This is a genomic window from Actinocorallia sp. API 0066 (genome assembly GCF_020991275.1).
GTDB lineage: Bacteria > Actinomycetota > Actinomycetes > Streptosporangiales > Streptosporangiaceae > Actinocorallia.
In genome coordinates, this window is sequence record NZ_JAJLQY010000012.1 from 212637 (window position 1) to 230499 (window position 17863).

14 protein-coding genes and 2 tRNA genes are annotated in these 17863 nt (G+C 70.3%); 13 read left to right on the plus strand and 3 right to left on the minus strand.

Features of this window, described 5'->3' with window-relative positions; genetic code table 11:
* Nucleotides 1-46 precede the first annotated feature (46 nt).
* From rsfS to LO762_RS27455, 10 genes are all read left to right on the plus strand, one after another.
* Nucleotides 47-448 (plus strand): ribosome silencing factor, encoded by a 402-nt coding sequence (rsfS, locus tag LO762_RS27410; RefSeq protein ID WP_230618939.1) that lies wholly within the window; start codon nucleotides 47-49, stop codon nucleotides 446-448.
* On the plus strand, nucleotides 445-1080 hold the full coding sequence (locus LO762_RS27415) for a histidine phosphatase family protein (RefSeq protein WP_230618941.1): 636 nt from the start codon (nucleotides 445-447) through the stop codon (nucleotides 1078-1080). The genes rsfS and LO762_RS27415 overlap by 4 nt, the downstream gene beginning before the upstream one ends.
* A gap of 84 nt (nucleotides 1081-1164) precedes the next feature.
* Nucleotides 1165-1237 (plus strand) — tRNA-Ala (locus tag LO762_RS27420).
* Nucleotides 1238-1730: 493 nt separating this feature from the next.
* Nucleotides 1731-2231, plus strand: a complete 501-nt coding sequence (locus LO762_RS27425; protein ID WP_308104649.1) for a DUF4365 domain-containing protein — start codon at nucleotides 1731-1733, stop codon at nucleotides 2229-2231.
* Entirely contained in the window at nucleotides 2224-3306 is a 1083-nt protein-coding gene (locus tag LO762_RS27430) for a hypothetical protein (RefSeq protein WP_230618944.1), read from the plus strand. The genes LO762_RS27425 and LO762_RS27430 overlap by 8 nt, the downstream gene beginning before the upstream one ends.
* A 13-nt stretch (nucleotides 3307-3319) precedes the next feature.
* A complete protein-coding gene (locus tag LO762_RS27435; protein ID WP_230618946.1) occupies nucleotides 3320-4051 on the plus strand; it encodes a hypothetical protein in 732 nt (243 codons plus the stop codon).
* On the plus strand, nucleotides 4048-7611 hold the full coding sequence (locus LO762_RS27440; protein ID WP_230618949.1) for an ATP-binding protein: 3564 nt from the start codon (nucleotides 4048-4050) through the stop codon (nucleotides 7609-7611). The genes LO762_RS27435 and LO762_RS27440 overlap by 4 nt, the downstream gene beginning before the upstream one ends.
* A 123-nt stretch (nucleotides 7612-7734) precedes the next feature.
* On the plus strand, nucleotides 7735-8091 hold the full coding sequence (locus LO762_RS27445; protein WP_230618952.1) for a helix-turn-helix transcriptional regulator: 357 nt from the start codon (nucleotides 7735-7737) through the stop codon (nucleotides 8089-8091).
* Nucleotides 8088-8582: an SRPBCC family protein gene (locus LO762_RS27450; RefSeq protein WP_230618953.1), complete on the plus strand. Its 495-nt coding sequence runs from the start codon at nucleotides 8088-8090 to the stop codon at nucleotides 8580-8582. Before LO762_RS27445 ends, LO762_RS27450 begins: the two co-directional genes overlap by 4 nt.
* A gap of 85 nt (nucleotides 8583-8667) precedes the next feature.
* Nucleotides 8668-8740 (plus strand) — tRNA-Ala (locus tag LO762_RS27455).
* Nucleotides 8741-9133: 393 nt separating this feature from the next.
* Here the strand turns inward: LO762_RS27455 and LO762_RS27460 are convergent.
* Complete coding sequence (locus tag LO762_RS27460) at nucleotides 9134-9703, minus strand: TetR/AcrR family transcriptional regulator (RefSeq protein WP_230618956.1); 570 nt, start codon at nucleotides 9701-9703, stop codon at nucleotides 9134-9136.
* A 258-nt stretch (nucleotides 9704-9961) separates the two neighbouring features.
* On the opposite strand from LO762_RS27460, the gene LO762_RS27465 reads away from it, so the two are divergent.
* The 3 genes from LO762_RS27465 (at nucleotide 9962) to LO762_RS27475 (ending at nucleotide 15962) form a co-directional block, all read left to right on the plus strand.
* Nucleotides 9962-12016 carry a neutral/alkaline ceramidase gene (locus LO762_RS27465; protein WP_230618958.1) on the plus strand — a complete coding sequence of 685 codons (2055 nt, stop codon included), beginning with the start codon at nucleotides 9962-9964 and terminating at the stop codon, nucleotides 12014-12016.
* Between the two features lie 74 nt (nucleotides 12017-12090).
* Nucleotides 12091-14979, plus strand: a complete 2889-nt coding sequence (locus LO762_RS27470) for an amino acid permease (RefSeq protein WP_230618961.1) — start codon at nucleotides 12091-12093, stop codon at nucleotides 14977-14979.
* Nucleotides 14979-15962 (plus strand): NAD-dependent epimerase/dehydratase family protein, encoded by a 984-nt coding sequence (locus LO762_RS27475; RefSeq protein WP_230618963.1) that lies wholly within the window; start codon nucleotides 14979-14981, stop codon nucleotides 15960-15962. Before LO762_RS27470 ends, LO762_RS27475 begins: the two co-directional genes overlap by 1 nt.
* Before the next feature lie 111 nt (nucleotides 15963-16073).
* Here the strand turns inward: LO762_RS27475 and LO762_RS27480 are convergent, their stop codons facing one another.
* Both LO762_RS27480 and LO762_RS27485 read right to left on the minus strand, forming a co-directional pair.
* Nucleotides 16074-16394 carry a glyoxalase/bleomycin resistance/dioxygenase family protein gene (locus tag LO762_RS27480; protein ID WP_230618986.1) on the minus strand — a complete coding sequence of 107 codons (321 nt, stop codon included), beginning with the start codon at nucleotides 16392-16394 and terminating at the stop codon, nucleotides 16074-16076.
* A gap of 77 nt (nucleotides 16395-16471) precedes the next feature.
* Nucleotides 16472-17227, minus strand: a complete 756-nt coding sequence (locus LO762_RS27485; protein ID WP_230618965.1) for a VOC family protein — start codon at nucleotides 17225-17227, stop codon at nucleotides 16472-16474.
* Nucleotides 17228-17863: the final 636 nt, after the last annotated feature.

The window sequence follows — 17863 nt, forward strand, 5'->3', positions numbered from 1 at the left end:
ATACGCTGGAAGCGGCAGCACCGGCTACGAGAGGGATCACGGCTTCGTGACCGCATCCGAAAGGGCCGTCCAGTTGATCACGCTCGCCGCTCAGGCGGCCGCGGACAAGCTGGCCGACGACATCATCGCCTACGACGTGAGCGAGCAGCTCGTCATCACCGACGCGTTCCTGCTCTGCTCCGGAAGCAACGACCGCAAGGTCCAGGCCATCGTCGAGGAGGTCGAGGACAGGCTGCGCGAAGAAGCCGGAGCCAAACCCGTCCGGCGCGAAGGCCAGCGCGAGGGCCGCTGGATCCTCCTCGACTACATCGACGTGATCGTCCACGTCCAACACGAGGAAGAACGCGCCTTCTACGCCCTCGAACGGCTCTGGAAGGACTGCCCTCCCATCGACCTGCCCGAGGACATCAACGCGCACATGGCCCAGCGCGCCCGGGGCACCGCGTGAAACGCAAGATCGTGCTGTGGCGGCACGGCCGCACCACGTGGAACGTGGAAAACCGCTTCCAGGGCAAAACCGACATCCCGCTGGACGAGGTCGGCATCGCCCAAGCCCACCGGGCCGCCCGGCTCCTCGCCGCACTCGGCCCCACCGCCATCGTCTCCTCCCCCCTCCAACGCGCCGCCCACACCGGCCAGGCCCTCGCCGACCTCGTCGGGCTGCCCGTCACCCACGACGCCGACCTCGTCGAACGCGACGGCGGCGACTGGGAAGGACTCACCGGCGTCGAGATCCGCGCCCGCTACCCCGCCGAACACGCCGTCTGGGAACCACCCGGCGGCGAAACCGGCGCCCAGGTCGCCAAACGCGTCTCCGCCGCCCTCGAACGCGCGGTCGCCACCGTGCCCGACGACGGCCTCCTCGTCGTCGCCTCCCACGGCGCCGCCCTCCGCCTCGGCATGCTCCAACTCATGGGCATGCCCGAAGCCACCTGGGACCGCTTCGGCGGCCTCTCCAACTGCTGCTGGTCCGTCCTCGCCGAAGGCCGCTCCGGCTGGCGCCTCGTCGACCACAACGCCGGCACCCTCCCCGAACCCGTCCTCAGCGACGACAAGGCGGCCGTCACCGACCAGCCCTGACCAGCCCCCGCGCAAACCGTTCGAACCGCCCCCCGGCGTCCGATACACTGAACGGGCGCCGAGGGGTGAAAGCCCACCGGTTGCGGGGCTATAGCGCAGTTGGTAGCGCGCCTCCATGGCATGGAGGAGGTCTGGGGTTCGAATCCCCATAGCTCCACCGGCAGAGTGTGTTCAAAGCCGCCCACGCTTCGCGGGGCGGCTTTTTCCCGTTTGGTTGCGCTATGGCTTGTCTGGGGGGCGACCCCCAGGCCCCCGATGTGGGGGGCTATCGCCGCCCCCCACGCCCCCGGCCCATTTGGCTGGGGAACCATCTGAGTCAGGTTCTTCCCTGACGGTGTTTCGCCGTCCGCTCTGGAGTGGGTTCCCCTGAGTCAGGCATTTCCTGCGCTGGGCTGAACCGGCTGCACTGGCTGAACCGGCTGCACCGGCTGAACCGGTTGGACTGGCTGCACTGGCTGAACCGGTTGGGCTGGCTGAACCGGTTGGGGTGGGGGTTTGGGTGGTTTGTTGGGGGGTGGGGGGTTTGGTGGGGGTGGGGTGGGGTGTTTTCGGATTGTGTCCTGGGTGGGTGGGGGAAAGGTCGGGGGTTGGGGGGTGTGGGGCGGTTTACTTGGGGGGGAGGGGGTGGGCTTGTGGTGGGGGCGGGGAGTGTGCAGGGGAAGTTTGCGGAGGATTATGTTCGGGTGGTGGCTTCGGCGGCTGGGTTGTTGGTTTACAAGTATGACCTTGATGTGGATGGGATTGATCTTGGGTTTCGGTATTCGGGGCGGGTGGGGATGGTGGCTTCGCCCGCGATCGAGGTGCAGGTGAAGTCGTGGTCTCGGCCTCGGGTGGAGGGTGGGGCGTTTGTTTATGACGGGTTGGATGAGGTGCAGTACAACAAGCTTGTGGACGGGCCGTTCTCGGTGCCGCGTTATCTGTTTCTGGTGGTGGTGCCTTCCGAAAGGGAGGAGTACACGCGGTTTGAGACTGATGGAATGAAACTTCGGCAGCTTGCCTACTTCACCGATCTGCGGGGGGAGCGGGCGGTGGCGCGGCCCGATCGGCGGCGGCAGCGGCGGGTGCGGATACCGGTGGGGAACCTGCTGACGCCTCGGACGTTGCTGGGGCTCGTCGGGGGTGCTGAGGGGGCTTACGACGGTCATGGGTGAGCCGCCTTCCGCTGTTGACCTGGCCGGGTATCTCGCCGCGGCCGGGTGGCGTCCCCTGCGGGAGTTCAGGGGCGGCGTGGCCTGGGGGCGGGAGGGGGGACACGAGATCCTTGTGCCCGTGGCCGACGCCAAGGACGGGGCGCGGCGCGTCCGTGAGGCGCTCGCCGTCCTCGGGACGCTCGAAGGACGTCCCAGCGGGTCCGTGGCGGCCGACGTGGGGACGCCTGCGGCGGACGTCCAGTGGTACCGGACCGGCTTCGACCCGGGCGCCGACGGGCAGCTCGGGCTCGGCTCAGCGCTCGCCACCCTCGAAGGGGCACAGGGCGTCCTCGCGGCGGCGGCACGGGCCGTCCTCGGCGGGCCGCGCACCGCGTTCGAGGGGCCCGCGCCCAGGGCCGTCCGGGAGCTGCTCGGCCGCGTCCGGGTCGCCCAGGACGCGGGGCGGCTCACCCTCCGCATCCCGCTCGACCCGGGTGACGACCCCCTCGGGCGGCGCGTCGCGCTGCTGCTGCGCGACGCCCTGCCCCGGCTCGCCGACGCCGTCGCCGGGGGCGAGGCCGCCGCTTTCGACGGGCTCGTCGGCGCGGGCGTCTCGGCCGACCTGTGCCGGGCCCTCGCCCGCTTCGCCGGACCCGACCCCGGCGCCGCGTTCACGACGGGCTTCCGGTGGGCCCGTACGCTCACGCCCCCTCCGTCCACGGAAGCCGCCGTCTTCGGGCCGGGCGCAGGCAGGCTGCTCCGCCACGGGGCCTTCCGGCTGCGCCGCCTCCGCTTCACCGGTCAGGCTTCCGTGACGGGCCGCGTCATCTCCCTCGTGGACAACGGCGGCCAGGACCGCTTCCGCGTCCACGTGCACGGCGAGATGACAGAGCCGGAAGGCGGAACCTCCCGCCGCGCCCTGTGGGTGCGGCTGCACGACGCCGCCGCCTACGGGCTGGCGATCGCCGCGCACCGCGACGCCGTCCCCGTCGTCGCGCGCGGCCTCCTGGTGACGGCGGGCGGCCGTCCCGAACTCGTCACCGGCCCCGGTGACTTCCAACCCCTGCCCGGGGCGCCCCCGCCCCGCACCCACTGAGGAGACCGGACAAGTGGCACACCTCGACCTCGGCGCCCCGGAGCGGGCGCTGCTGCTGGGCCTGCTGGCCCTCGGCGGCTCCGCCGCCAACCCCGAGCTGACCGCCGCCCTCGGCGTCGCCGTCACCGGTGAACACCGCAGACGGCTCGAAGCCCACAAGCTCGTCAAAAGCGTCAAACAGGGCCGTTCCTTCCACAACACCCTCACCGACGAGGGCTGGGCCTGGTGCACGGAGGAGCTCGCCGCCACCGCCCCGCCCCGCACCGGCTCCCTGGGCCGCGCCCTCTACCTCGTGCTGCCCCTGCTGCGCGCCTACCTCGACCGCACCGACCTCAGCCTCGGCGAGTTCTCCGACGTCGCCACCGGCCGCACCACCCCCGCCCCCGCACCTGAACCGGACGACGCGGGCACCGCCGCGTCCGGGAGCCCGGACGGCCAGGCCGGAACGGCGGAGGCCGGAGCGGCCGACTCAGCCGCGCCGGAACGGGTCGAGGAGCTGGTCCGCGCCGCCTACCGGAAGGTGGCCGAGCGCCCCGGCTCGTGGGTGCTGCTCACCGAGGTCCGCCCCCTGCTTGCCGACGCCCCCCGCGACCTGGTGGACGAGACGCTGCGGCTCATGGCCCGTGGGGACGACGTGCACATCGTGCCCGAGGCGGACCAGAAGACCCTGACGCGGGCGGACTGGGACGCCGCCGTCCGCATCGGTGGAAAGAGCAAGCACCTCCTGGCGATCGAGGCGCGATGAACGAGGTCGAGCACCGCGCGCTGAAGGATCTCAAAGCGGGTCTCGACTGGGCCGCGACGGCAGCGCACGCGTGGCGGGCCGCCCCGTTCCACGTGGACGGGCTGCACCCCAAGGCCGAGGAACTCATCCTCGACGGCATAGCCGAGGCCGCCCGGTCGCAGGACGCGAGCCCGTTGGGGGTCGCGATCCGGGGCGAGGGAGGCGTCGGCAAGACACACCTCCTGGGCTGGGTGCGCCGGTCGACGGAGGAGCGCGCCGGCTACTTCTTCCTCATCGACTTCAGCTTCGGCGCGGGCGGCGACTTCTGGTCGTTGACCGCGCGGGCCATGGTCGAGGACCTCGGCAGAGCGGCGACCGACGGCGGCGCCACCCAGGCGGCCGTGCTCATGCGCCGTCTCGCGCGGCTGGCGAACGTCGACGAGAGCGTGTCCGGCGCGGTCGCCGGGGACCGTCCCTGCGCCCGCGACGACCTCGACGCCCTGATCAAGGGGCTGCTCGGTCTGGACAAGGCGCGCATCCTGCGCTGTGCCGACACGATCCGGGCCATCGCCCTCTACTGCTCGCCGGACCTGGCCGCCATCGAGACCGGCCACGACCACCTCACGTCCACGGAGGAGGCCGAGGAGGGCACGCGCCAGGCATGGGGGCTGAGCCGCCGGGTCCCCGGCCACCAGGACGTCGTGGTGCAGCTCTCCCTGATCCTCGCGCTCACCGGGCCCACCGTCATCGCCGTGGACCAGATCGACGCGCTGCTGGAACAGTCAGGGAAGACGGCGGAAGGAGAGGCCGAGCAGCAAGTCGGCCTCCTGGAGGAGGTCGCTGCCGGGCTGATGGCCTTGCGGCATGTCACCCAGCGGACCCTGTGCGTCGTCGCATGCCTGCCCTCCTCATGGCGTCTCCTGGAACAGCGGGTCATCGCGACGGTGCAGGACCGTTTCCGCAGCTCCCTCGTCCTGGGGACCATCCCCGACGACCGGATCGCCAGGCGACTCGTCGAGCGGCGGTTCGCGGCGGCACTGCAAGGCACCGGGTTCATCCCGCCGTGGCTCGGGTGGCCCGTCTCCAACGAGGCGTACGGGTCGGCAGCTGATCTGACCCCTCGCGCGCTGATGCAGCGCATCGACGCGCATCTTCAAACGTGCCTGCGAGACGGCCGCGTACAGGCGCTGACCTCGTTCGACGAAGAGGCCGAACCCGTTCATCAAGGCGGGGGCATCGAGCCCGCGCCCGCGAAAGCCCTCGACGCGCTGGACCGGCGGTTCGCCGAGTTGCGCGGGGCCGCCTCGGTGGACGGGGCGTTCGATCCGCAGACCGAGGACGAGACGGTGCCGGGCCTGCTCGCGGCGGGGCTCACCGCCTGGATCCGGGAAGCCGGGCCCGAGGGCCGCGCCTTCTCCGTCGATCCGTTGCCGGGACGCCGCCCCGAGCTGCACGCCAGGCTCCGCCACATCCTCGACCAGGACACCGAGCGGCAGCGGCACTGGACGTTCCGCATGATCGGCGCGCCCGACGCGCGGGCCGCGCTCAAACGGCTCAGGGACGCGCGGGCGGCGGCTGGCCGGGGCCCGGCCACCACCGACCGCACCCTTGTCGTGCTCCGCAACGTGCGCTGGTCGGACGGCGTCGCGACCCGCGAGCAACTCGAACTCCTCGCCGACTCCGGAGGCCGCTCCCTCGCCGTCACCGCTGACGACCTCCGTACGTTCGCCGCCCTCGACACCCTCCTGGATGAACGCCACCCCGACCTCGACGACTGGCTCACCTCCCGCCGTCCCGCCTCCAGCACCGACCTCCTACGCATCGTCCTCCCCGACGTCCGGCCCACCCGCCCTACGTCGGCCACCCCCTCGCCGTCCCCCGGCGCTCCGCCTCCGGACGCCCTGGACGGCGTTGTGGTCCCCTTCCCCACCCCGCCCGTAAGGCCGCCCGCTCCGAGCACCGGTCTCCCGCCCGCGCCGCCCCCGAACCCGGCACCCTGGCGGCCGACCCCTGTGGACTCCGCCTCCCCAGGCCCCCGCCTCACCGGAAGCCCGTCGGGCACGGAGACGACCCCGCCCTACGGCGCGCCCCTCGTCGTCCCCTTCCCGCCTCCGGGACAGGCTTCGACCCCGCCGTCCACACCCCCGATCCCCCTGCGCCCGGACCGCGACCCGGCGTCCGGCCCGGAACCCCGGCTGGCCGACACCCCCGCCCCCACGGCCCCCTTCACCTTCCCCACCCCGATCCCGCGCCCCGAAGCGACACCGTCCGAGGCGTCGCGCACGGAACCCGCTCCCGTACGCGCGGACAAGGCGACGTCCGTACCGACGCCGTTCGCGCCACCCGCCCCGCACGAGCCGATCAGGATCGGGACACGCGCGGGCGGCGACCAGGCCGTGACCCTGGACCCCGCCCTGCTGACCCGGCACACCGCCGTGTTCGCGGGCGCCGGGTCGGGCAAGACCGTGCTGATCAGGCGGCTCATCGAGGAGTGCGCGCTGCGCGGGGTCTCGTCCATCGTGCTCGACCCCAACAACGACCTCGCCCGGCTGGGCGACCCCTGGCCTTCGCCGCCCGAGGGCTGGGCTCCCGGAGACGTCGAAAGGGCACGCGCCTACCACGAGGCCACCGAGGTCGTCGTATGGACGCCGGGACGCTCCGGAGGCAGGCCCCTGTCCTTCCAGCCGCTGCCCGACTTCGCCGCCGTCCGCGACGACCCCGACGAGTTCTCGTCCGCCCTGGACATGGCCGTCGCGGAACTCGCCCCCAGGGCGAAGACGGAAGGAACCACCGGTAAGGCAGCCGTCGGCAAGGCGGTGCTGCGCGAGGCCCTCACCTACTTCGCACGACGGCGCGACGGAGGCGACCTCACGTCCTTGCTCGCCCTGCTGTCCGATCTGCCCGTCGAAGCCAGCACCATCAACGGCGCCGACGAGATCGCCGCGAGGCTCGCCCAGACGCTCGCCGCCGACATGATCAACGATCCGCTGTTCGGCGGCGCGGGCGAACCCGTCGATCCCCGGCTCCTGCTGACCCCGTCGACGGGGCGGCGGGCCAGGATCTCGGTGATCAGCTTCGTCGGCCTGGCCGAGGACCGGCGGCCCGACTTCGTCCGGGGACTCCAGATGGCGCTCTTCTCCTGGATCAAGCGCAACCCCGCGCGGGACCGTCCGCTCGGCGCGCTGCTGGTCATGGACGAGGCGCAGACCGTCGCCCCGGCAAGCCCCAGGACGCCGTCGCTCGCCAGCACCGTCACGCTGGCGTCGCAGGCGCGCAAGTACGGGCTCGGCCTGGTCTTCGCCACGCAGGCGCCCAGGGCGCTGCACAACCAGGTGTCGGGCAACGCCACCACCCAGTTCTTCGGCAGGCTCAACGCGCCCGCGCAGCTGGCGGCCGCCAAGGAGCTGGCGCGGGCGCGCGGCGGCACCGGCTCCCGGATCGGGCGGCTGGAGCGCGGCCAGTTCTACGTGACGAGCGAGGGCGTGCCCGAGTCGCTGGCGCTGATACCGCTGTGCCTCAGCCACCACCCGCCCAGCCCGCTGAACGAGGGGGAGATCCTGAGCCGCGCGCGGCGCGGGTGAGTCCGGGGCCCCGTCCGGTGCGGGCGGGGCCGTCGCCCATCTTTCTCAACCTCTTGGTTGAATAAGGTGCCGCCGTGCGCTAGATTCGTTATCAACCGAGGGGTTGAAGACGCAGGTGAAAGTATGAATGAGGAACGGCTGTCCGCGGTCTTCGCGGCGCTGGCCGACCCGACGAGGCGCGGCATCGTCGCCCGGCTCGCCACCGGGGACGCGACGGTGGGCGAACTCGCCGCGCCCTACGACGTGTCGGTCCAGGCCATCTCCAAGCACGTCAAAGTGCTCGAAGAAGCGGGCCTCGTCAGCCGCAGCAGAGACGCCCAACGGCGGCCCTGCCACCTCGAAGCCGACGTCCTCGACCTCATGACCGGCTGGATCGAGCGCTACCGCAGACAGGCCGAAGAACGCTTCCAACGCCTCGACACGCTGCTCGCCGAACTCCAGCAAGGGCAGGACGACACCAGGGAAGGGGCGGCATCATGACCGCGACCAGCACCCACAAGACCACCATCGAAGCGGACCCGAAAGTCCCCACCATCCGCGTCACCCGCGACTTCGACGCACCACCCGCCCTCGTCTACCGGGCCTGGACCGACCCCGAACTCGTCGCCCGCTGGCTCGGCCCCCGCACCATCGAGAACCGCATCCGGACCTGGGACCTGCGGCGCGGCGGCAGCTGGAGCTACGCCTCCTACCGCGACGGCGAAGAGATCGCCTCCTTCTACGGCTCGTTCCACGACGTCCGCGAGAACGAGCGCCTCGTCCAGACCTTCACCTGGGAAGGCGCCCCCGACGGCGTCTGCCTCGAAACCCTCACCCTCGAGGACCTCGGCGACGGCCGCACCCGCACCACCACCGTCAGCGTCACCGACACCTTCGAAGACCGCGACGCCATGATCGCCAGTGGCATGGAAAGCGGCGTCGTCGAAGGCTACGAGAAGCTCGACGAGATCCTCACCGAACTCACCCGCTGACCACCCACCCCACCCCCACGATTCGCGTACCACCCGCCACCCGTGTAACCTTTCACCTCGTTGCCGGGGGAAAACTCCCGGCGGCGGGGCTATAGCGCAGTTGGTAGCGCGCCTCCATGGCATGGAGGAGGTCTGGGGTTCGAATCCCCATAGCTCCACCGGGTGAGTGTGTTCAAGGCCGCCGGCGCTTCGCTTGGCGGCCTTTTCCCGTTTGGTTGCGCTATGGCTTGTCTGGGGGGCGACCCCCAGGCCCCCGATGTGGGGGGCTATCGCCGCCCCCCACGCCCCCGGCCCATTTGACGGGTCGGCCGCCTGAGTCAGGTATTTCCCTGATGGTGTTTCGCCTTCCGCTCTGGAGTGGGCCGCCTGAGTCGGGTAATTCCTTGTCGGTGTGAACCTTCGTGTCGGGTTGGAGCCGGCTGGGGCAGGGATTTCCTTGGCTGGTGTGCCCTCTGGTTCGGCTGGAATTGGCTGGGTCGGGCATTTACTTGTGTGTGGAGTTTTTGGGTTGGGGATTGTTTTTCGTGGCTTATCTCGGGTTGGTCACGGGGTTAGGTGGGGGAGTTTGCTCTTAGGCCGGCGATGAGGGCGGCGAGGGCTTCGGGGAGGTTTACGGAGAGGCCGTCCACGGAGAGGCGGCGGAGTTCCAGGCCGTCGATGAGGGCGCCTAGGACGGGGGCCATGCGTTCGGGTTCGGGTACGCCCAGGGACTTCAGCATCGCGGTGCCCGCCTCGTCGTAGGCGGCGTAACAGCGGGCGGCGGCTTCGCGGAGATCGCTGTTCCGGGTGGCGTGGACGTACAGGTCGAGTTGGGCGATCTGGGCGCGGCGGCCTGGACGTTCCTCAATGGCGGAACGGGTGAGTGCCAGCGCCTCGTCAAGGGTCAGCGTGGTGCCTTCGAGCGCGGAAATGATGCCCGAGAGCCGCTCGATCTCGTCGTTCACAAAAATGCTGAGCGCCTCGCTGAGAAGCTCGTCCTGCGAACTGAAGTGGTAGGTGACCGCGCCCAGGGAGACGCGCGCGTTCTTCGCCACGAGCCGGTTGCTGAGTCCGCTTATGCCGTGCTCGCCGATGAGATCAAGGGTGGCGGCCAGTATCCGTCTGCGGACGTCGGTTCCCATCGTGCCTCCGGCTTGCGCCTGATCGTCGTGTGTGCTAGGGCCCGGGTCTCGCGCCGCTGCGGGGGAGGGGCGCCGGGCCTCGGCGGGTGCGTGGAGCTCCGCTCCGAACCGTACCCGGCTGGGCCGGGCCGTGCCGCCGGGTCGCCCCGGCCGTCCCGCGCGTCACGTTCGTCCGTTGTTAAATCCTGATTTCCGTTCGTTCGAACGAACAGACACGTGCTAGCGTCCCACCGCACAGCAAACTGCGAGGTGGATCACATGAGATCAGGGTCACACATCCCCAGACGCGGCAGAGCCCGTCGCCCGTTCACCGCACTCGTGCTTCTGGCGCTCGCGCTGACGTCACTGTCGCTGCCGGCGGCCGACGTCAGCGCGGAGCCGGGGTCCCGCTACCTGGTCGGACGGTCGATCGCCGACGTCACCGGCAAATCCGAGGGAGCCGACAAGACCGGGTACTTCTCCCCGATCGTCAAGACCCACGGCATCCACCAGCGCCTCAGGTCCCGGGCGTTCATCATCGTCGACCAGCAGACGCAGAAGCGGATCGCCCTCGTCGTCGTCGACGTCAACCACGTGGACGACTCCCTCCGCAAGGAGGTCCTGACCCGGGTCCAGGCGCAGCTCGGCGGTCTCTACCACGGCGAGAACGTCATGATCACCGCCACCCACACGCACTCCGGCCCCGGCGGCTACATGCACGACAACTTCTACAACAGCGGCAACGGGGGCTTCGACCCCGAGAACTACGAGGCCCTCGTCGCGGGCGTCCACGAGTCGATCGTCAAGGCGCACAACGACCTCTCCGCGGCCGACCTCGACCTCGGCATCGGCCAGCTCAACAACGCGAGCAAGAACCGGGCGATCGGCGCGTTCAACCGCAACCCGGCGGCGGACAAGGCGGCCTTCCCCGACGCCATCGACCCGCAGACCACCCTGCTCCAGTTCCGCAAGAACGGCGCACCGGTCGGCGCCGTCAACTGGTTCGCCAGCCACGGCACGTCGATGACCCGCCACAGCACCCACGTCAGCGGCGACCACAAGGGCTACGCGTCCTACCACTGGGAACGCGACGTCGAGCACGTCGACTACCTCGCGGCGGAGAACCCGTCGTTCGTCGCGGCGTTCGCGCAGACCAACGCGGGCGACATGACGCCCAACCTCAACCTGCAGCCCGGCAGCGGACCCACCGAGGACCAGTTCGAGAACACCCGCATCATCGGAACCCGCCAGTACGAGGTCGCGGACCAGCTCGCGAACAACGCGCCCGCGCCGATCGACGGCCCGATCGACTACCGCTTCACCTACGTGGACATGGGCGCCACCAACGTCGACGCCGCCTACACCGGCGACGGCACCAACCACTCCACCTGCGGCGGCGCCTTCGGCGTCGGGTTCGCCGCGGGCTCCAAGGAGGACGGCCCGGGCATCCCGTTCCTGAACGAGGGCGAAGGCAACAACCCGGTCTTCAACCTGTTCAGCAACCTGCTCTACGCCGCGTCCCCCGCGCTGAAAGCATGCCAGGCGCCCAAGGACATTCTTCTGCGCAGCGGCGACCTCGGGCTCACCTCCAACATCCTCCCCGTGCAGCTCGTCCGGATCGGCCAGCTCTACCTCGTCGGGGTCCCGACGGAGTTCACGATCGTCGCCGGCCTCCGCCTCCGCCGCACCATCGCCGAGATCGTCGACGCCCCCCTGGACCACGTGCTCGTCGCGGGCTACTCCAACGGATACGCCGGCTACGTGACCACGCCCGAGGAGTACGACCAGGGCGACTACGAGGCGGGACACACCCTGTTCGGCCGGTGGACGCTCGGCGCCTTCCAGCAGCACACGGCCGCCCTCGCCCAGAACATGGCCGACAACGAGCCCACCCCGATCACCGTCACCCCGCCGGACCTGACGGCGTCACTGACGTACGCCAACCAGCCGTCGTGGTTCGACAACAAGCCGCTCGGCCGGAACTTCGGCGACGTGCTCCTGCAACCGAACCTCACCTACACCCGCGGCCAGCAGGCCAAGGTCCGCTTCGTCGGCGCCAACCCCAACAACGACGTGAAGCGCAACGCGACCTACCTGACCGTCGAGCGGCGCGACGGCCAGAACTGGGTCCGCGTCCAGGACGACGGCGACTGGTCCACCAAGTTCGCCTGGGCCGACACCGGCCTGTGGACGTCCAGCTTCACCGTCACCTGGGACATCCCCGCCACCTTCACCACCGGTGAGTACCGCATCACCTACCACGGTGTGTCCAAGTCCAGCGCCGGAGTGAAGACCCCCTTCACCGGCACCAGCCGCACCTTCACCGTCAGCTGACCCGACCGGCGAGCCCCGCCGACGCCGCCGGGGCTCGCCCCCTCTCCCCGCGACACTCCTAAGGAGGTTCCCCCATGTCAACCCGGCAATCCGACGCCGCGCCCGCGGCCTCAGCCGAGGCGGGCCCCACCCGCAGACGCCTGACCACGAGCCGCGTGGCGTTCCTGGTCATCGCCGCCGCCGCGCCGATGGCGGCGCTCATCGGCATCGTCCCGCTCGCGCTGATCCGCGGCGACGGCATCTCCCTCCCGGCCGCCTACGCCCTCGCCGGACTCGCGCTGCTGTGCTTCTGCAGCGCCTACGCGGCGATGACGCGACGGGTCAGCAACGAGGGGGCCTTCTACCTCCTCGCGGCACGGGCCCTCGGCAAACCACTCGGCGCGGCGACGGCCTATGTCGCGACCATCGGCTATCTCGGCCTGTCCATCGGCCTTCCCGCGTCCTTCGGCTACTTCACCTCCCTGGTGCTCCAGGCGATGGCGATCGACGCGCCCTGGTGGGCGTGCACCGCCTTCGCGGTCGTCGTGGTAGCGGTGCTCGGGTACCGGAACGTGGAACTCTCCGCGCGCATCCTCGGCCTGCTCATGATCCTCGAGTTCGCCATCATCATCGTCCTCGACGTCCTCATCGTCGGGGACCGGGGCGCCGCGGCCTTCCCGATGCAGTCCTTCTCGCCCACCGAGGTCTTCGCAGGGTCGATCGGCATCGGGCTCATGTTCGCCTTCACGAGCTTCGTCGGGTTCGAGTCCGCCGCGCTCTACGGCGAGGAGACCGAGAACCCGGAACGCAGCATCCCCCGGGCGGCGTTCAGCGCGGTCATCCTCATCGCCGTCTTCTACGTGGTCTCCTCCCTCATCCTCATCGGCGGCGCGGGCGGCGAGCAGGCCCCCGACACGGCGCGTGAGGCGGTCGGCGAACTCGTGTTCAGCCTGGCCGTCCAGTACGGCGGCCAGACCATGTACGACGCGCTCGCCGTGCTGCTGTGCACCAGCCTCCTCGCCTCCTACCTGGCGCTGCACAACGCGGCGTCGCGCTACATCTTCGCGATCGGCCGTGAGGCGTTCCTGCCGCGCGTGCTCGGCCAGTACCACCCGCGCCACCTGTCCCCGCACGTCGCCAGCCTCGCCGTCAGCGTCCTCACCGTCCTGGTGCTCTGCGCCTTCGGGTTCGCGGGCGCCGACCCCTACCTGGTGATCGGTGCCGCGCTCATCGGCCTCGGCACGCTCGGCGTCGTCTCCGTCCAGGCGGTGACCGCGCTCGCCGTCCTCGTGTTCTTCTGGCGCAGGAACGACCGGCACTGGTTCTCCGGGCTTGTCGCGCCCGTGCTCGGCCTCGTCGGCCTCAGCGTCGGCGTCGGCCTGGCGACGGCCAACTACTCGCTGCTCACCGGCAGCGACAACACGATCGTCAACCTCGTCCCCGTGCTGCTCCTCGTGGTGGCGGGCATCGGCGTCGCGGTGGCCCTCCACACGCGCAAGAACCGGCCAGCGGTGTACGCGGCGTTCGCGGTGAGCGAGCTGCGTAAGCGCGGCGCCGACGTGGTGGTGCGGCCGAAGGTGGAGTACACCCGCAAGTACGTGATCGTGGGTGGCGGCCCCTCCGGGATGATTACGGCGCGGGCGCTGATGAAGGAGGGTGTGCCCTTCGACTGGTTCGAGCGGCACAGCGACTTCGGCGGTATCTGGGACATGGACAACCCGGGCAGCCCGATGTACGAGTCCGCCCACTTCATCAGCTCGAAGTACACCAGCGGCTTCTACGGACACCCGATGCCCGCGGACTTCCCCGACTATCCGTCGTGGAAGCAGATCCGGGACTACATCCGCAAGTTCGGCCGCGACTGGGGCCTGTACGACAGGGTCACGTTCAACACCGAGGTCGAGCACGCGGAGCCGCTGCCGGGCGACCGGTGGCGGGTGCGGCTGTCGGACGGCAGGGTGCTGGAGTACGACGGGCTCATCGCCGTCCCCGGCGTCACGTGGCACCCGAACGCCCCACGGTTCGCCGGTATGGAGTCCTTCCGTGGGGAGATCCGGCATTCGGTGACGTTCCGCAGCGGCCGGGAGTTCCTGGACAAGCGGGTTCTCATCGTGGGCGCCGGGAACTCGGGCGTGGACATCGCGTGTGACGCGGCGCGCCACGCGGACCAGGCGTTCTTCTCCGTCCGTCGCGGATACCGCTACCTGCCCAAGCACCTCGGCGGCGTCCCCACCGACGCCGTCATCAACGGGATCCTTGAGCCGCCCAAGGGACTCGCGCTCTCCTCGGACGTCAACGAGCTCATCGACGCTCTCGTCGGCGACCTGACCCGGTTGGGTCTGCCCGCGCCCGACCACGACGCGCTGGCCAGCCATCCGATCATGAACACGCAGGTGCTGCACCACCTGGCGCATGGTGATCTGGTCGCGAAGTCCGACATCGATCACTTCACGACCGATGGTGTGGTGTTCACGGACGGCTCGTATGAGGAGCTGGACCTGGTGCTGTTGTGCACGGGTTACGAGTACAAGGTCCCGTTCCTTGACCCCGGGTTGTTCTCCTGGAAGGCGGGGCACCCGCAGCTGTACCTGAACGTCTTCAACCGCTCCCACGACAGCCTGTACGTGCTGGGGTTCATCGAGTTCGCGGACGCCGCCTACAAGCGGTTCGACGAGATGGCGCAGTTGATCGTGATGGACATCCGGGCGCGCGAGACCGGTGAGCACCGGGCCGAGTTGCGTGAGCGCAAGGCGGAGGACTTCCCCGACCTGCGCGGTGGCATCGCCTACATCGACAGCCCCCGGCACGCCAACTACGTCGAGGCCCACACCTACCAGAGGTACCTGGCCGAACTGCGGGACAGGTTCGGCTGGCCCGACCCCGACCACACCTACTACGACGACGTCCGCCCGCCCGCGCGAGCGGCCAGGCACGCGACCACGGGCATCCCGTCCCGTCCGGCGGAACCCGAAGGAGTGCGTTGATGCGCTGCCTGGTCACCGGAGCCACCGGCTTCGTCGGGAGCAACCTCGTGCGGAGCCTGCTCGCCGCGGGCCACGAGGTCGTCGCCACCGGCGCGCCCGGCTCCACCACGCGGTACCTCGACGAACTGCCGCTGGAGACGAGGCTCGCCGACCTCCTGGACGCCAGGCGGCTCCCCGCCCTGGTGGACGGGTGCGACTGGGTGTTCCACGTCGCGGGTGACACCTCGACCTGGAACAGGCTGGCCGAGCGGCGCCGCAAGGTCAACGTCGAGGCCGCGGAACTGCTCGCCGACGCCGCGCTCGCGGCGGGGGTGCGGCGGTTCGTCCACACCAGCACCGTGGACGTGCACGGCTACAACCGGGACGGATCCCCGCTGCCCGAACGCCTCGGCGAGCGGAGCCTGTTCGACATCGGCTACGACTACGCCGACACGAAGGCCGAGGGCGAGAAGGCGGTACTGCGCCGGATGGACCAGGGCCTCGACGTCGTTGTGGTCTACCCGGGGTTCATGGTCGGCCCGTACGACCACACCCTCCAGCTCGGCAGGATCATCCGTGACCTGCAGATGGGCAAGCCGACCTTCGCCCCGCCGGGCACCGCCTCCTTCTGTGACGTCCGCGCGGTCGCGGACGGCATGGTCGCGGCGGCCGTGAAGGGACGCACCGGGGAGGGCTACAACCTCACCGGCTACAACCGGAGCTACTACGAGATGTTCACCCGTATGGGTGAGCTCGTCGGCGCCCGGAGACGCCCCGTCCGCGTGCCGCCCGCCGTGCTCCGCGGCTACGGCGCGCTCGCCGAGTTCGCCGCGCGGTTCACCGGCCGCCCGCCCGAGATGGATCCCGGTATGGCCAGGTACGTCTCGGTACCGCAGGCGTCCGACTGGAGCAAGGCCCAGCAGGAGCTCGCCTACCATCCCGGTGACGTCGAGCAGGCCGTCCTCGACGCCGCCGCCTGGTACGACAAGTACATGCCGCGTTAGCGGCGGCGCGACGTTCTCCCGGCTAACCCGGGAGAACGTTCGTGCCGAAGGAGCCGGAGAGGCCGTCCCCAGCGGGCGGCCTCTTCCGTTCCGGGCGCCGCCTCGGAGCGGTCAGCCGGAAGCCGGTAGAGAGAGGAGAAGCCTTCGGCCGTCGGGATCGGTGAGCGTGTGGTCGCCCGGGGGCAGGGGGCTCGGGGACGCGGGGTGCGGGCGGAGGGTGAGGGACAGACGGAGGCCGGGGCCGGTCGCGGGGGAGCGGTCGGAGGCGGGATAGAACTCGCACAGGGTGGTGCGGGAGAACCGGGTGGAGTAGTGGAGGGGACCGGAACCGTGCTGCTCGGGGGCCAGGGTGAACCCGAGCTCGGAATAGAAGGCACGGCACTCCTCCAGACGGGCGGTGTAGATGACGAGGAGCATCAGGTCGACGTCCATGGCGGTACCGTCGCATGTTCTGCGGGAATCCGCTCGGGGGGCTGTGGATAACTCGAAGGGCGCGGGTGGTCTGGGGTTTAGGGGGTGGGTTGGCGGTCGGTGATGCAGTAGGTGAGGCCGGCGGCTTCCAGGACGGTCCAGTTGGGGGTGGTGCGGAGGAGGCGGGAGCCCTCGGATTGGTGGCGGGTGGTCTCGGCGGGGCGGTCGGTGGTGGCGAAGTCGAGGTGGGCGCGGACCTTGCCTTCGGGGGAGTCCAGGCGTTGGAGGAGGAAGGCCAGGGGGAGGCCCCGGGGGCGGTCCAGGCGGTGGAACTCCCTGTGGGTGGGGGAGGGGAGCAGGGGCCAGCCTGTGACGTCGTGCCAGAAGGCGGTCTCCGTTTCCCAGCGTGGGGAGGGGACGTCGACGCAGACCTGGTCGGGGGAGCTGGTGTGGCCCGCGGGCCAGCGGGTGGGCGGCGTCGGGACGGAGAAGGGCGCGTCGACGAAGCAGAAGACCAGGCCGCCGGGAGACTCCAGGACGACGTAGCCGATCGCGGAATGATCGGCGATCAGGTGCGCGCCTCGGCCCACCGCCGTATCGGCGGCCGCCTTGACGTCACCGACGTGGAGATCGAGGTGGATGCGGGTGGGGCCTTCGCCCAGGCGCTGGACCCGGAGCCAGGCGTCGCCCTCCTCCGGCAGGAGGGTGGTGAACTCGCCGTCGTCGCCGCGGGTGGGCGACGTGGTGAACCCGGTCAGGCGCTCCCACAGGCGGGAGCCCTCCGCATGCTGCTCGGGGGCGAAGTCGAGGAAGGCGCTGAGCCAGAAGGGCGCGGTGGCGGATGCGGTGGTCATGAGCGTGGGGCAGGGCTGCCCCCACCTCCCGTCGCGGTCGAACGGCCGCGGACCGTCCGCCGGCCACCCGGAACACTGCGGCGCCGGGGATTGGACGCTACGGAGTCCGCCCGGCCCCGGGCAACCGGAAATCGTGCGGTGGACGGGTGGCCGCGCCGCCCTACGGGCCGGACGTCCAGCTGCCGACCGGAAACGTATCGCCGGTGCCGAGCCGTGGGACGCGAGCGAGGCGGACGGGGACCGGCGGAAGTTTTACCTTCCGACGGAACTCGTGCGGGTCAGGAGGTTTGAACTCGGCACAGTGGGGGAGAACCCTTGGTTTGACGGGGGTTCCACAAGAGCGTAGTGTTCTTCTTGTTGGCCCCGAGGGGGGCCGACAGGCCCCGGAAGCCCAAAACCGCAAGAACGCGGATTTGACAGGCCGAACAGGGCTGCTAACTTAGCAGGGTTGCTCCGAAAGAAGCCCGCGAGGGTGGAAAACGGTGCGAGTCCGTTTCTTGAGAACTCAACAGCGTGCTAAAAGTCAGTGCCAATTAAGGCCAGGACTGCGGTTCTGGTCATCCTCGTCAGAGGATTTCTTTGAGGCAATTAGACAAGGTCTCGCCAGACCTTGTTCTTGCCAGATCAACACACTGA

Excerpts from the sequence above, each read along its gene's own strand:
- LO762_RS27470 (WP_230618961.1), top strand. The coding sequence starts at position 12,091 with ATGTCAACCCGGCAATCCGACGCCGCGCCCGCGGCCTCAGCCGAGGCG.
- LO762_RS27450 (WP_230618953.1), top strand. The coding sequence starts at position 8,088 with ATGACCGCGACCAGCACCCACAAGACCACCATCGAAGCGGACCCGAAA.
- LO762_RS27465 (WP_230618958.1), top strand. The coding sequence starts at position 9,962 with ATGAGATCAGGGTCACACATCCCCAGACGCGGCAGAGCCCGTCGCCCG.
- LO762_RS27485 (WP_230618965.1), bottom strand. The coding sequence starts at position 17,227 with ATGACCACCGCATCCGCCACCGCGCCCTTCTGGCTCAGCGCCTTCCTC.
- LO762_RS27445 (WP_230618952.1), top strand. The coding sequence starts at position 7,735 with ATGAATGAGGAACGGCTGTCCGCGGTCTTCGCGGCGCTGGCCGACCCG.
- LO762_RS27440 (WP_230618949.1), top strand. The coding sequence starts at position 4,048 with ATGAACGAGGTCGAGCACCGCGCGCTGAAGGATCTCAAAGCGGGTCTC.
- LO762_RS27460 (WP_230618956.1), bottom strand. The coding sequence starts at position 9,703 with ATGGGAACCGACGTCCGCAGACGGATACTGGCCGCCACCCTTGATCTC.
- LO762_RS27430 (WP_230618944.1), top strand. The coding sequence starts at position 2,224 with ATGGGTGAGCCGCCTTCCGCTGTTGACCTGGCCGGGTATCTCGCCGCG.
- LO762_RS27480 (WP_230618986.1), bottom strand. The coding sequence starts at position 16,394 with ATGGACGTCGACCTGATGCTCCTCGTCATCTACACCGCCCGTCTGGAG.
- LO762_RS27475 (WP_230618963.1), top strand. The coding sequence starts at position 14,979 with ATGCGCTGCCTGGTCACCGGAGCCACCGGCTTCGTCGGGAGCAACCTC.